The 12941-nt window shown below is 70.2% G+C and carries 13 protein-coding genes; 4 read left to right on the top strand and 9 right to left on the bottom strand.

Annotated features, from left to right (window positions below; translation table 11 throughout):
* Nucleotides 1-25 precede the first annotated feature (25 nt).
* On the bottom strand, nt 26-2128 hold the full coding sequence (gene efeU, locus H295_RS0106675) for an iron uptake transporter permease EfeU (protein ID WP_020134563.1): 2103 nt from the start codon (nt 2126-2128) through the stop codon (nt 26-28).
* A gap of 227 nt (nt 2129-2355) precedes the next feature.
* On the opposite strand from efeU, the gene H295_RS0106670 reads away from it, so the two are divergent.
* The 4 genes from H295_RS0106670 to H295_RS0106655 all read left to right on the top strand — a co-directional run bounded on the left by H295_RS0106670 (nt 2356) and on the right by H295_RS0106655 (nt 5215).
* Nucleotides 2356-3357 carry a cytochrome c oxidase assembly protein gene (locus tag H295_RS0106670; RefSeq protein WP_020134562.1) on the top strand — a complete coding sequence of 334 codons (1002 nt, stop codon included), beginning with the start codon at nt 2356-2358 and terminating at the stop codon, nt 3355-3357.
* A gap of 20 nt (nt 3358-3377) precedes the next feature.
* The gene (locus H295_RS0106665) at nt 3378-3785 is read left to right on the top strand and encodes a GNAT family N-acetyltransferase (protein ID WP_020134561.1); all 408 of its coding nucleotides are present in this window, start codon (nt 3378-3380) and stop codon (nt 3783-3785) included.
* A gap of 67 nt (nt 3786-3852) precedes the next feature.
* A complete protein-coding gene (locus tag H295_RS0106660; protein WP_020134560.1) occupies nt 3853-4428 on the top strand; it encodes a GNAT family N-acetyltransferase in 576 nt (191 codons plus the stop codon).
* Between the two features lie 58 nt (nt 4429-4486).
* Complete coding sequence (locus H295_RS0106655) at nt 4487-5215, top strand: flavodoxin family protein (protein WP_020134559.1); 729 nt, start codon at nt 4487-4489, stop codon at nt 5213-5215.
* A gap of 18 nt (nt 5216-5233) precedes the next feature.
* Here the strand turns inward: H295_RS0106655 and H295_RS0106650 are convergent, their stop codons facing one another.
* The 8 genes from H295_RS0106650 to H295_RS42830 all read right to left on the bottom strand — a co-directional run.
* The gene (locus H295_RS0106650) at nt 5234-6244 is read right to left on the bottom strand and encodes an ArsR/SmtB family transcription factor (protein ID WP_020134558.1); all 1011 of its coding nucleotides are present in this window, start codon (nt 6242-6244) and stop codon (nt 5234-5236) included.
* Nucleotides 6245-6374: 130 nt separating this feature from the next.
* Complete coding sequence (locus H295_RS42840) at nt 6375-7142, bottom strand: N-acetylmuramoyl-L-alanine amidase (RefSeq protein ID WP_020134557.1); 768 nt, start codon at nt 7140-7142, stop codon at nt 6375-6377.
* 135 nt (nt 7143-7277) lie between these two features.
* Entirely contained in the window at nt 7278-7643 is a 366-nt protein-coding gene (locus H295_RS44690) for a peptidoglycan-binding domain-containing protein (protein ID WP_020134556.1), read from the bottom strand.
* A 100-nt stretch (nt 7644-7743) separates the two neighbouring features.
* On the bottom strand, nt 7744-8280 hold the full coding sequence (locus H295_RS0106635) for an MEKHLA domain-containing protein (RefSeq protein ID WP_020134555.1): 537 nt from the start codon (nt 8278-8280) through the stop codon (nt 7744-7746).
* Nucleotides 8281-8498: 218 nt separating this feature from the next.
* Entirely contained in the window at nt 8499-9470 is a 972-nt protein-coding gene (locus tag H295_RS0106630) for an expansin EXLX1 family cellulose-binding protein (protein WP_028809123.1), read from the bottom strand.
* A 130-nt stretch (nt 9471-9600) separates the two neighbouring features.
* Nucleotides 9601-10623 carry a LacI family DNA-binding transcriptional regulator gene (locus tag H295_RS0106625; RefSeq protein WP_020134552.1) on the bottom strand — a complete coding sequence of 341 codons (1023 nt, stop codon included), beginning with the start codon at nt 10621-10623 and terminating at the stop codon, nt 9601-9603.
* 171 nt (nt 10624-10794) lie between these two features.
* On the bottom strand, nt 10795-11931 hold the full coding sequence (locus H295_RS0106620) for a GH12 family glycosyl hydrolase domain-containing protein (RefSeq protein ID WP_020134551.1): 1137 nt from the start codon (nt 11929-11931) through the stop codon (nt 10795-10797).
* A 289-nt stretch (nt 11932-12220) separates the two neighbouring features.
* On the bottom strand, nt 12221-12941 hold a 721-nt coding region (locus tag H295_RS42830; RefSeq protein WP_043217193.1), incomplete at its 5' end, for a glycoside hydrolase family 48 protein.

Here is a 12941-nt window from a genome sequence, read left to right as displayed (position 1 = left end):
GCGGAGTTGTCGTGTCGGGTGCTCATCAGGCGGACTTCCTGATCTCCAGCAGGTCGGGCACCGGGGAGAGATCCTCCAGGAGCTGCCCGGTGGCGCCGTTCACCTCGGCCCGCACGGTGGCGTCGAGTTGGGCGACGGGGGTCCAGGTGCTGCCGTGCCGGGCCGCGTCCAGAAGCGTCTGAAGGCGGGCCGCGTCGGCGTCGACGGTCGGCAGCAGGTGCGGCGCCCGGGTGGTCAGCAGGGGCCTGAGCACGGCGAGCAGCTCGCGGGTGCCGGCGAGATTGGCGTCGGCGGTGGCGAGGTTGGTGCCACTGCCTTCGTCGGTGTCACCGGTCAGTTCGAACTGGAGGGTGTTCTCGAGGATCTCGTGGGCGCGCAGCGGCAGGTCGGACGGGTCGAAGTCCTGGTGCGGAAAGGCTGTCCGAAGTCCCGCGACCGCCGTGGCGAGCTGCTGGGCCGGCGCGGTGAGCGAGGCCGCGGACTCGCCGTGCCACAGGCCGTACTCGACGCGGTGGAAGCCGGCGAAGTCCTTGTCGTGCACGCCGCCCGGCAGGCCGTCGGCCCGGCCGTTGATCTTCTGGTCGAAGTCCTCGAAGGTGCCGTAGGCGGCGCCGAGGGAGGAGTAGGTCAGGTGCGCGGTCAGCCAGTCGGCGCGCGCCTTGCCGAGATGCCCGCCCTTGATGTCGGCGGCGAGGGTGCGGGTCTGCCCGACGAGTGTGGCCAGCCCCTTGTCGACGTACGACTCGTACTGTTGGAGCGGCCCGGAGAGGTCCTGCTCGGACACCGGGACCACGGCCTGCGAGGTGCCCCCGCCGCTGACCCGGACTGCCTTGGAGGTCACCGCGGGCCCGCTGCTGGGCACGCACCGCCAGGCGTACGTGCCGCCCGCGACGGTGGCGACCAGTGCCCGGGTGGTGCCGGGAGCCAGGCCCTCGACCTCGCCGTACACGGCGTTGGTGGCCGGGTCGACGAGGTACACCTCTGACGTCTTGTCACCGGTGTTGTGCATCTGGAAGGTCTGCCGACCCGGCTTGGGCGCGCTGAAGCCCTTGCCGCACTCCTTCCCGGAGACGGCGACGGTCTCGGCGGCAGCCGGCTTGGGGCGCCCGAAGACGACCGCGGCACCGGCGATCAGGGCGGGGACGGTGACGACGGCGACAGGCACGAGCCAGGCGGGCCGCCGCCGGGAGGCCTGCGTGGGCTGCGCGGCCGGGAGGTTGGCTTCGTCGGCTTCGGTCGCGTCCGTCGCTTCGGCGCTTTCGGCGGCCTCGGTCCCGACCCGCGTCGGTACCCCCGTCGGTACCCGCCTCGGTGCCGTGTCGCGCACCCCCCGTACGAACAGCGTCAGCACCACGGCGAGGTACCCGCCGTAGCCGAGAACCTGAAGCCAGGTCATGGCCGGCGTCAGGTTGAGCACGCCCTGGACGAGGGTGCTGTACCAGGCCCCCGCGTCGACGCTGCCGCTCAGGTCGAAGGCGTACGACGTGTGCCCGGGCAGGACGCCGCCCTCCTGGAGGTCGCGCAGACCGTAGCCGAGGACACCGGCGGCGATGACGATCAGTACGGCGCCGGTGGCGGTGAAGAACTTCGTCAGGTTGATCCTCAGGACCCGCCGGTACAGGCCCCAGCACAGCGCGGCCGACAGGACGAGACCGATGGCGGCGCCGGCCAGGGGGCCCGCGGACTCCCCGGCCGCCTGCGCGGTGGTCCACAGGAACAGCGCGGTCTCCAGGCCCTCCCGGCCCACGGCGAGAAAGCTCGTGGCGACCAGGACGCCCGCGCCCATGCCGAGCGCGCCGGTCACCTTCTCCTTGATCTCGCCGGACAGACTGTGGGCCGACCGGCGCATCCAGAAGACCATGGCCGTGACGAAGGCGACCGCGATCACGCTGAGTGTGCCGCCGAAGGCCTCCTGGGCGGTCGCGGACAGGGAGGCCGCGGTGAACGTGAGGACCGCGCCGAAGCTCAGCGCGAGCGCGATCGCGGCGAGGACGCCGGTCCACACCTGCGGAAGCCGGGAGCGGGCACCGGCCCGTACCAGCGTCGCGACGAGGATGGAGACGATGAGCCCGGCTTCCAGCCCTTCCCGCAATCCGATCAGGAAGCTCGGAAACGCGTCATCCCACATGCGGTCCTCATTAGCGTAGGCATGCCTAACTTCAACGCGGACCATCATGACTGCGGGTAGGCAATCAATCGGTTCCGGAAAGGTAATTCCGGAGCCAAAACCCGTTCAGGAGGTTCGTCCCGTCGTACGAAGAAGGCCCCGCTGTCGGTCCGGAATCCTCCGAGGGCTACCGTCCCGCTGGGACGAGACACGCTTCGCCCCGACCGGATCGGAGGAGGACGGCCCGCATGACCACTGACCTGTCGACGACCGTCCTGTCGGCCGGACAGCTCGCCGAGCTGACGGCGGGCAGGCTGCTGTCGTCCTGGCAACCGGACGTCCCCGCGCTCCTCCTGATCGCCGTGCTGGCCACGCTGTACGGCTGGGGCGTACGACGGGTCCACCTGCGCGGTGAGCGCTGGTCGCCCGCTCGCAGCGCCGCGTTCGCGGTCCTCGGACTGGGCGCCCTGGCGGTGGCGACGATGTCCGGGCTCGCCGTCTACGACCACGTGCTGTTCTGGCCGGCCGCCGTCCAGAACATCCTCCTGGACCTGGTGGCCCCCCTGGGCCTCGCCCTCGGTGACCCGCTGCGCCTCGCGGTCGACGCGCTTCCCGAGGAGGCGGCGGCCCGGGTCCGCCGGACGATGACCGGCAGGCTGGTACGCGTTCTGACCTTCCCCCTGGTCAGCACGGTTCTGGTGCTCGCCACCGAACTCACCGTGTACTTCACGCCGTACTTCGCCACGGCCCTGCGCGTGGGCTGGCTGCACCAGCTGATGTACCTGCACCTCCTGGTCGCGGGCTGCCTCTTCGTCGTACCGGTCCTGACCCGCGAGCAGACGTTGCCGGCCTGGTGCACGCATCCGGTCCGGGCGGCACTGGTCTTCCTCGACGGCATCGTCGACGCCGTGCCGGGCCTCGTCGTCATGACCCACGGCACGCTCATCGCCGGCGCCTGGTACCTGCACCACGCGCCGTCCTGGTCCCCGGACGTCCGGCACGACCAGCAGATCGGCGGCGGCGCGATGCTGGGCATCGCCGAACTGACCGCACTGCCCTTCCTGCTGGCCCTCCTGTACCAGTGGGCCCGCGCCGAGCGGCTCCAGACCGCGGCCCTGGACCGCCGTCTCGACGCGGAACTCCCGCCCGCCACCGCGTCCCCCGGCCAGGACACAGCCTCCGAACGCGTCCGGCCCTGGTGGGAAACCGAGCAGAACGAGGTGGCCGCACGCATCCGACGCCAAAGGTGAGTACCGGGCACAATCCACGGATGACGATCACGTACGAATGGCGGGGCGACTTCGACAACGCAGCCCTCAACTCCCTCCACGCTGACGGCTTCGGCACGGAAGGCCGGCCGCCCGCACAGACGGACTGGCGAAAGCGACTCGAGCGGCACAGTCTCGGCTGGGTCTGCGCAGGGGAGGACGACGCCCTGATCGGCTTCGTCAACGTCGTCTGGGACGGTGGCGCCCACGCCTTCCTCCTGGACACGGTGGTCGCAACTCGCCACCGAGGGCAGGGCATTGGGGCCGCGTTGGTCGCAACGGCCGCCCGTGAAGCCCGTAGTGCGCACTGCGAATGGCTCCACGTGGACTTCGAGGACCGCCTGCGTCCGTTCTACTTCGGTGCCTGTGGCTTCGAGGAGACGACCGCGGGTCTGATACGGCTCCGCTGAACCCGGTCCTGTGCGCTGCACTCCCTTCAGACTGTCCCCCATGAAGCCTCAACCGGACGGCCCTGGCATGCGCTTGCAGCCCTTGACCGAGACCGGGGTCCGCCGGATCCAACACTGGTTCGACCACCCCGAGGTCCAGAGCCGGCTGGGCGGCCGGTCCTGGATCCGGAGTCAGCTGCGGCTGACCGGTGAGCCCCCCGGCACCGCCTTCCGCGGTGCGGTCGTACTGCGCTGCCACGCATGGATCGGCCTGGATCAGGCTGGAACTCCGGTCGCGTTCCTCTGCGGGGACGTGTACGACCGCTGGGTCCGCTACCACGGCGAAGGCCCCGACGGCCCCCTCGTGACCGAGGCCGACCCCCGACCCGCCATGGGCCTGGCCTACCTGGTCGACCCCGGCCGATGGGGCCACGGACACGGCCGGGCAGCCCTCGAAGCCGCCCTCGCCCACCCCGCCACCCGAGACGTCGAGACCTTTTTCTGCGGCATCGACGCCGACAACCACGCCAGCCGCAAGTGCGCCGAATGCGCCGGCTTCACCCTCACCGACCCCGAACCGGACCACGAGGAGATGCTCTACTACCGCCGGGCGCGCGGCGCCCACCACGACCGCGGGCGGACGCCGTACGTCATGAATCCGTAAGGGCTGAACATGTGCGTCGGACCGGGACAAACCGACGTGCGCGCGAGACGCTGCCCCCATGACAGCACCAGCCACCGACGCCTCGTACCGTTTCGACGACCTGACCGCCCTGTTCATCAACTGCACGCTCAAACCGTCCCCGCAGCTGAGCCACACCCAGGGCCTGATCGACAAGAGCGCGGAGATCATGATGTCGCGCGGTGTCACCACGTCCGAGATCCGTGCCGTCGACCACGACATCGCCCCCGGCGTCTACCCGGACATGACCGAGCACGGCTTCGCCACCGACGAGTGGCCCGCGCTGTACGAGCGGGTGATGGCCGCGGACATCCTGGTCGTCGCCGGTCCGATCTGGCTGGGCGACAACAGCTCGGTGACGAAGAAGGTCATCGAGCGCCTCTACGCGTGCTCCAGCCTGCTCAACCCGCAGGGTCAGTACGCCTATTACGGCCGGGTCGGCGGATGTCTGATCACCGGCAACGAGGACGGGGTGAAGCACTGTGCGATGAACGTTCTCTACAGTCTCCAGCACCTCGGGTACACGATCCCGCCCCAGGCCGACGCGGGCTGGATCGGCCCGGCGGGTCCGGGACCCTCGTACCTCGACGCGGGGTCGGGCGGCCCGGAGAACGACTTCACCAACCGCAACACCTCGTTCATGGCCTGGAACCTCATGCATCTGGCCGCTCTGCTCAAGCGGGCCGGTGGTGTGCCCCCGTACGGCAACCAGCGCGCGCAGTGGGACGCGGGGTGCCGTCCGGGCGCGGAGAACCCCGAGCACCGCTGAGGGAAACGGCGAGGTCCCTCAACCCTTCTGCAAGGTGCCCCGGCCGTCCCGGTCGGGCAGCCGCAGGAGTGAGGCGCCGAGCGGGGTGAGGGTGTGCAGGACGGTGTTCGCGTGGCGGTGGCTGGCGATGAGCCCCGCGTCGCGCAGCACCGTCGTGTGGTGGCTGGCGTTGGCGGCGGACACCGAGACGGCCCGCGCGATCTCCGAGTTGGTGGCTCCGTACGTCACCGCGACGAGCACCGCGGCGCGGGTCCGTCCGAGCAGGGCCGACAGCGGAGCCTCGCACGGGCTGGGCCGGGACGCGCGCTCGGCCGGGGCCAGCGGATAGAGCAGGACGGGCGGGAGGTCGGGGTCGGCGAAGGACACCGGCTTCTGCCAGCAGAAGTAGGAGGGGATCAGGAGCAGACCGCGACCGTCCAGACGCAGGTCACGATCGATGCCGCCCACGTAGTCGACCTCGAGGACCGGCGCCTTCCACCGCATGGCCGGTCCCAGCCCCCCGAGCAGTCCCTCCGCTCCGCCGTGCAGCAGGGCGCGGCCCTGGCGCGCGCCTTCGGCGTCGATGCGGGCCTGCATGCGGTCGAGATAGGGACCGATGACGGCGTCGTGGTACCTGCGCAGCGCCGTGACCAGGTCCGCGCGGACGTCCTGGTCGGCCAGCCGGTACATCTCGCTCGGCACTCTCCGCACCTGCGCCAGCAGACCGATCTCCTGACGGACCCGGTCGGGCGGGGTGCCGAGGATGGTGTCGAGCCCGGCGCGCAGCCCCTGGTCGGCCTCGGCCGGAGTGAGGAAGTCGGGGAAGTAGGACGCGCGGGGGAACAGCGGGATCAACAGGGTCCGTACGACGGAGCCCAGCTTCTGGCTCGCGATGGCGGCGCGGGCGTCGCGGTACCAGCCGGCATAGGCCCAGCGCCCGGCCTGGGACTGAAGCCGGTGCAGACTGGCGGTGATCTCCCACAGCGGATCGGGGCGTTCGGCGAGTCTGGTCCGCGCGAGATCCTCCGCAGTGAAATGGATACGCAGCACGGTCCCCCCATGCGTCACTCCGGCCCGGTGGGGTCGAGAATGCCCCACCGCCCCAGGGAGACAAAGACGGGACCAAGCCATCCTCGGCCGTGCGACGGCGTCCGCGCAGAGGCGGTGCACGGCCGTGCCGTCATCCTGACATCAGGGCGGCCACTTCCGCGCGTATGGCGGGGAGTTGGGACCAGACCGTGCCCGGGCAGTCGGTGGCCGCCCAGTCGAGGTGGCCGCCGATGACGGGTGCCGCGCGGCTGACTCCGCTCACCGGATTGCGGTAGAGCACCTTGCCCGCCGGGACGAGCGCGTGGCGCCCCGCGAGGTCGGCCAGCAGCTGGACGAGCGCGGTACGCGCGGCGGTCGTCGGGGGAGTGGTCGTGAACGTCCCCAGCAGGGCGATCCCGAGGTTCCCGCTGTTGTATCCCTGGACGTGCGCGCCGGTCACCATCCGCCCCGTCGCGTCATGGGCGGCCGTGCCGTCGGTACCGGACCAACGCCCTTCGTACACCCGGCCGTTCCTGTCGATCAGGAAGTTGTAGCCGATGTCGCCGTAGCCCTTGCCGACGGTGTCGTTGCGGTAGATCGCCCGCACCACCGCGGCCGGATCCGGATCGGTGCTGCCGTCGTCGGTGTGGTGCACGGTGAGCGTCTGGACCGGGTAGTACTCCGGCGGCCAGATCTCCGTCCCGCCGGCGGTGTACCGCAGCGTCTCGTCCGCGCCCCAGTCCGCACGCGACAGCAAGGTGTAGGAGGTGGAGTCGGCGGAGGCGGCCGCAGCCGCGGGCAGCGCGGGTACGACGCTCCACGCCCCGGCGGCTCCCAAGGCCCCCAGGAACACGCGGCGCGGCACCAAGGGCCCCGGGCGGGTGGGGCGTCGGGAGCCTGCGGAGTTCGGGTCCGACATCGTGGGGGTTCCTCCTGTGCGTGGTCCGGGCCGGTCGAACGGCGTCGAGCTGAGGTGGGGCGGGATCCCGCTGCGCTGTCCGCTTCCGCGCACGGAAGCGGACAGCCGGCGGAACGAAGGAGCGCTGCCGCGGGCCTACAGTGCGCAGGCGGCCTTGGGGCTGTAGAGCCGGGACCAGGTGCTCGGACCGACGATGCCGTCGGCGCCGCCCGTGGTGCCGTTACAGGTCTGCACGTAGTAGATGCCGGCCGCGGTCTTCTGGCCGTAGTCCCCGTCCACGTCGAGCCACGTCGGGTAGTTGCTGTAGTAGTTGATGAGGCACTGCACCTGGCGGACGTTGTTGCCCTTGTCACCGGGGTGAACCGTGGGCCGGGCGCTGTCGGAGATGTAGTTGCAGTTGTCCTCGGCGGCGGTGGCGCCGGCGGAGGGCGCGCTCGCGAGGACTCCTCCGGCGGCGAGCGCGAGGGTGCCGAGCAGGAGGGCTGAGCGGTGGGTGCGCATGTCGTCTCTCCCGAGGTGAGGGGTTCCTGTGACGGAAGAAAGACTGCGCGGTGAAGGGACGGCCGGTCCACGAGATTCGAACAGCCCGAAAGAACGCAGGTCAGAGCCGAAGACTGGCAGCTCCTGTCTCCGACGCGTCCCTCCACGCGCGGAACACCGCGGCCTGGCCGTGGTGGGTGCCGTCGGTGTCGACCAGGTTCCACATGGTGACGTCCTCTATCCAGAACCTCCGGTCCGACTTGGCGATCCGGAGGCCCCGGTACCCGGACGCGTATCCCCGTTCCGTCACGGACCGTACGAACTCCCGCCTGTCGTCCTGCCCTTCGGCTGCCGCGGACAGCCGGGACGGGAGCCGTACGAACTCCGGCCAGGAGTATCCGAAGCACCGCTGTGCGGTCCTGTTCGCGTAGACGAAGACCGGGTCCGGGCCCGTGTCGTGGGCGAGCAGGCCGAACGAGGCGTTGCCGTAGAGGAGGTGGACCGGGTCGTCGCCGGGTGCCGACGGACACAACGGGGTGCCGGTCAGCCGCTCGTGACTGGAGAGGAGGAGCTGGGCGAAGGCCTCGTCCCGGTCCCGCGTGGCCTCGGAGGCGCCGGGGGCGGCGTCAGCTGCGCGGTCGTCGGAGAACGTGGTCATCGAGGGGGGCCTCTCGCTGGTCCCGGGTAGGGAGAGGGATCACGGGTGCGTGCGCCGCCCAGTATGCGTGTGCACCCATGTCCCGCCTCCGCGGGGGCCGTTGTCGCAGAACCTTGCCCTGGACGCCCGCGGTCCACCCGGGCCGTCCGCACCGCCCGGCAGCGGATCAAGGCATGGACGACCGCTCATGCCTCGGTGCCGGGCGGTGCTCACACGGGTCAGTGCTGGGCGAACTGGACCCGTGTCGGCTGGACGACGTTCGCCAGCACCGCGAGTCCGCTGACGGTCAGTTGCTCACCGTAGATGTCGGTGACTCTGATCGCCTTGCCGCAGCCGGTGCCGTTCTCGGAGATGAAGTAGTTGTAGCCGGTGCGGGGCAACTGACGCCAGCCGCTCCCGGTGCTGACCTCCAGCCGTGCGACCGGGTTGCGGTGGCCGATGACCTGGATGCCGCACCAGTAGATGCTGGAGCCGGTCTTGTACCGGATGGACATGGTGCCGATGGAGCTGGGGCTCACCAGGCTCCAGGTGATGGCCAGTCGGCCCACCTTGAGGTCGGCGAGCTTGGCGAAGGCCTGTTGGCTGAGGTCGATCTGCCCGGGGGCGCAGGGCAGCGGGCACTCGTTGGTGATCCGCACCGTGACGGACTTGCCGTTGGACGCGTGGACGAGGATGTAGGCGCCGCAGGCTCGGGAGGTCTCGTAGTCGGTGGTGTTCATCGCCGCGATCATCATGTCGGGGCTGGGACCGAACAGACAGGCCCCGTCCCCGACACCGGCCTCGTAGGCGGTGGCGACGCCCTTGTACGAGGTGTGGGGCCGGATTCGCCCTGCTGCGGGGGGTGTCGTGGTCCCGCGCGAGGTCTTCGGGGCGGCCTTGGACGACGACTTCGTCGCCTTGGGGGTCGTTCTGGGCTTCGGGCTGGTGGAGCCGCTTGCACTCGGGCTGGCTGACGGGCTCGGCGTCGCGCTGGGAGAGGCTGTGCCGGTGGGGGCGGAGGCGTCGACGGCTTTCGGCTGGGTGGTGACGAGGGGCGAGGCCGCGGTCGACTCCGCATCCACCTTGTTGCCGGGGAGCAACGCCATGACCAGGTAGACGAGAACGCCCACGGAGGTCAGCGCCGCCGCGGTGCCCACTGCGAGTCTGCGCCTGCGCCTGCGCTGCCGCGCTATCTGCCTCGTTGTCATCATCTGTCCGTTCAGGATCGTGCCGATATACCGATGTGCACTCCTGAGTGGCCGCCCACGACGAAAAGGTTGCCGACGACTTTTGCGCTGCCGAGAATGGACGGTCACGTCGGCTGCGGGCAGCCGGTGGTCCTCAGGTCGACTCGCGGACGACCAGTGCCGTACGGAGAATGACATGCCGGTACGCCACCGACGGCTCCTCCATGTCCTCCAGGAGCAGCCGGATCATGGCCCGGCCCATCTCCTCCAGCGGCTGGCGCACCGTCGTGAGCCGCGGCCTCGTGCGCTGGGCCAGGGGGAAGTCGTCGAAGCCGATCACGGCGACGTCCTGCGGCACGCGCCGCCCCGCCGCGCGCAACGCCTGCAAGGCCCCTGCGGCCGTGGTGTCCGACGCGGCGAGGACGCCGTCGATCCCCGGATGCCGTGCGAGCAGTTCGGCCATGGCGCGGCGTCCGCTCTCCTGCGTGAAGTCGCCTTCGGCGACCAGGGACTTCTCGCTGTCCAGGGCGGCCAGTGCCAGAGCGTCCTGATAGCCGCGCAGCCGGCACTGGGCGGCGTCCATGTCCAGGGGCCCGGTGATGGTGGCGATAGTCCTTCGGCCCCGAGACACCAGGTGGGAGACGGCGCTACGGGCGCCCCCCACGTTGTCCGCGTCCACGTAGCTGACGTACTCGTCGCGGGAGCGGCGACCCAGCATCACGGTCGGCAACCGCGCCTCGGCGAGCATGTCCGGCAGCCGGTCCCCGGCGCGCACCGACAGCAGCAGGACTCCGTCGACCCGGCTGCCGCGCGCGTACTCCAAGAAGCGCTTCCGGTCGGTGTCCGAACGGACCAGGGTCAGCATCAGCTGCATCCCGATGTCCGCCAGCGCGTCGCCCAGGGAGCGGACGATCTCGGAGAAGAAGGGCTCCGCGAACATTCTCCAGTCGGGTTCGGTCAGGACGAGGGCGACGGCGTTGCTCCGCTGTCCGGCCAGGGAGCGGGCCGCGAGATTGGGGACGTAGCCCAGTTCCTCGATGGCCTGCTGCACGGCTCGACGCGTCGACTCCTTCACGCCTGCCGCGTTGTTGATGACGCGGGAGACCGTGCCCCGCCCCACCCCGGCGTGAGCGGCCACCTCTTCCAACGTCGGCGTGCCGGGGCGTCGCGTGCCCATGACCACCTCCCCCATGAGACAGCCGATCTTACGGGCCGAAGGAACCGGGCACAGGCCTTCCGTGCGGAACCCGTGCCGTGCCGGCCAAGGGGGTGGTGGTCGCGGTGACGGAGGAGAGCGGGGCCCGCCCTGTGGCCATGTGGGCGGGCCCCGCGGGGAGGAATCCCTCCGTCACGCGATGGTGCAGGACGTTCCGTTGAGGCTGAAGGCGGCCGGCTTGGCGAAGCTGCCGCTGTAGGTGCCCTGGAACCCGAAGGAGGCCTGTCCGCCTGGCGCGATGGACGCGTTGTGTGCCGCGTTGGTGGCCGTCACGGCCCCCGACGCCGGGGAGACGGTGGCGTTCCAGGCGTTGCTGATCCGCTGCCCCGACGGCAGCGTGAACGCGACCTTCCAGCCGTCGACCGGGGAGGAACCCGTGTTGGTCACGGCGACGTCCGCGGTGAACCCGTCCTGCCAGACACTCGTGCCGTAGGCCACCTTGCACGCGACGGGACCGCCGGGGGTGCCCGGGCCGCCGGGGGTGCCGCCACCGAGGTTCACCGTGGAGGAGAACGAGTTGACGGCCAGGCCGGCGCCGTTCTGCCAGGGCTCGAAGCCCGCCTGAATGCTCGTCAGATACCAGTTGTTCTGGGCGAGTCCGCGGGAGACGGCCTGCCGGACGAAGTCCATCACGTCGAAGTTCCAGCTGTCGATCGCCGACGGCGCGACGAAGGACAGGACGTCGTTGCCGCCGTTGTTGCCGGACCACACCTGCCACTGGCGTCCGCCCACCGTGGCGGAACCGACGACCGAGCCGACCGGCTGCACGGATCCCACACGGTTGAACCAGATCATGATCTCGGTACGGTTCACACCGTCCTTGCGCGGGGTCGGGTCCAGCCAGATGTCGTAGGCGGCGTCATAAACAGCACCGCTCACGTAGCTGTAGGAGATGCCCGAGGGCGCGCTCGAGATCGAACTCAGCTGGGCCGGGAGGTTGGTGCCGGGCGAGCAGTTGGTGTAGTGGCAGCCGTTGAACACGGACGGGTACGACTTCGGGGCGCCGTTCGTCGGGACCGAGCCGTCGGCCTGGGTGATCCTGAAGCCCGAGTTCGTGACGGAGATGCACTGCGTGGCGCTGGTGCCCCAGCGGTTGTTCTGCACGACGTAGCGGCCCTGGATGGTGGTGCTGCCGAACTCCTCGCAGATCGTCGTGTCGGCCTGGGAGGCCGTGGCGCCGGTGAGCAGCGCGGCCAGCGCGACGAGCGTGGTCAGCAGCGCACCGCAGAGCGCGCGCGTCCTGCGGACTTGGTGATGTGACGGTTGCATGCGGGTCCTCCGCGCGGGTGGGGTGGGGGGCGAGGGCTTCTGCATGGGATTGGGAGCGCTCCCAAAGAGCGATCTCGCAGGGACTGTAGGAGAGGATCATGTTCCTGACAAGGAGGTCGGCTCCGGTGTCTTGAAGTGATGTCCGAAGCCGCTGGTGGGTGCTGCTGGATCGGGGCCCGCCGGATGGTGGGCCCCGAGCGCCGGGCGGCCCCCCAAGGGGGCGGGGGCCGCCCGGTCGGGTGACCCCGCCGCCTGATGGCGGGGTCGCGCACGCGGCCTCAGCGGGGGGTTATTCGAGGAGCTCCGCGTACGAACCCATGGCCAGGGCGATGTCCGCCTGGGCCCAGAACCGGTGGTAGGTGAACGACGGCACCGCGCCGCCCGCGAGATACGCCTGGATCTTCGACCAGGCCGGGTCGTTCTTGTAGAAGGACCGGATGGAGTCGAAGGTGGAGGAGGAGTTGATCTTGTCCCCGTTCGGCATGGTGCCGGTGCAGCCGCTGGGGATGTAGACGGTGTCGTTGAACCGGTTGTAGTCCGCGCGGTTCTCCGGGACGGCGACGCCGAGGCTGTCCTGGTAGTTGTTCCACATGCCGTCAAGGAGTGCCTTGGCGGTGGTCTTCGCGGCGGTGTCGCCGGACTTGGCGGCGTAGTAGCTGAGCGTCTTGGCGTAGGCGGCGGCCACGCCGACGTCGTTGGTGTAGTCGGCGACGGTGACGTGAAGTGCGCTGTTGGCGCCGGGACTTGAGGCGTTCCAGGTGTCGGGCTGGCCCGACCACTGGAGCGTGGAGGGGATCTGGTAGGTGCCGTCCGGGTTGATCGTGGTCTTGGACAGCGCCCACTTGACCCACTTGTCGAGGACCGCCTTGGCCTGGGTGTTGCCGGTCTGCTGGTAGTACTCGGCGACGCGTTCCATCGACCAGGCCTGGAAGCCGAACCACTGGTTGGAGGGCGGGTCGTGGTAGACGGGCTGCTCGTCGTAGTACATGCCGTAGAAGGTGGACTTGCCG

The organism is Streptomyces sp. 351MFTsu5.1 (assembly GCF_000383655.1).
In the GTDB taxonomy this organism is placed as follows: domain Bacteria; phylum Actinomycetota; class Actinomycetes; order Streptomycetales; family Streptomycetaceae; genus Streptomyces; species Streptomyces griseorubiginosus.
This window is presented reverse-complemented; position numbering and strand designations above follow the sequence as displayed.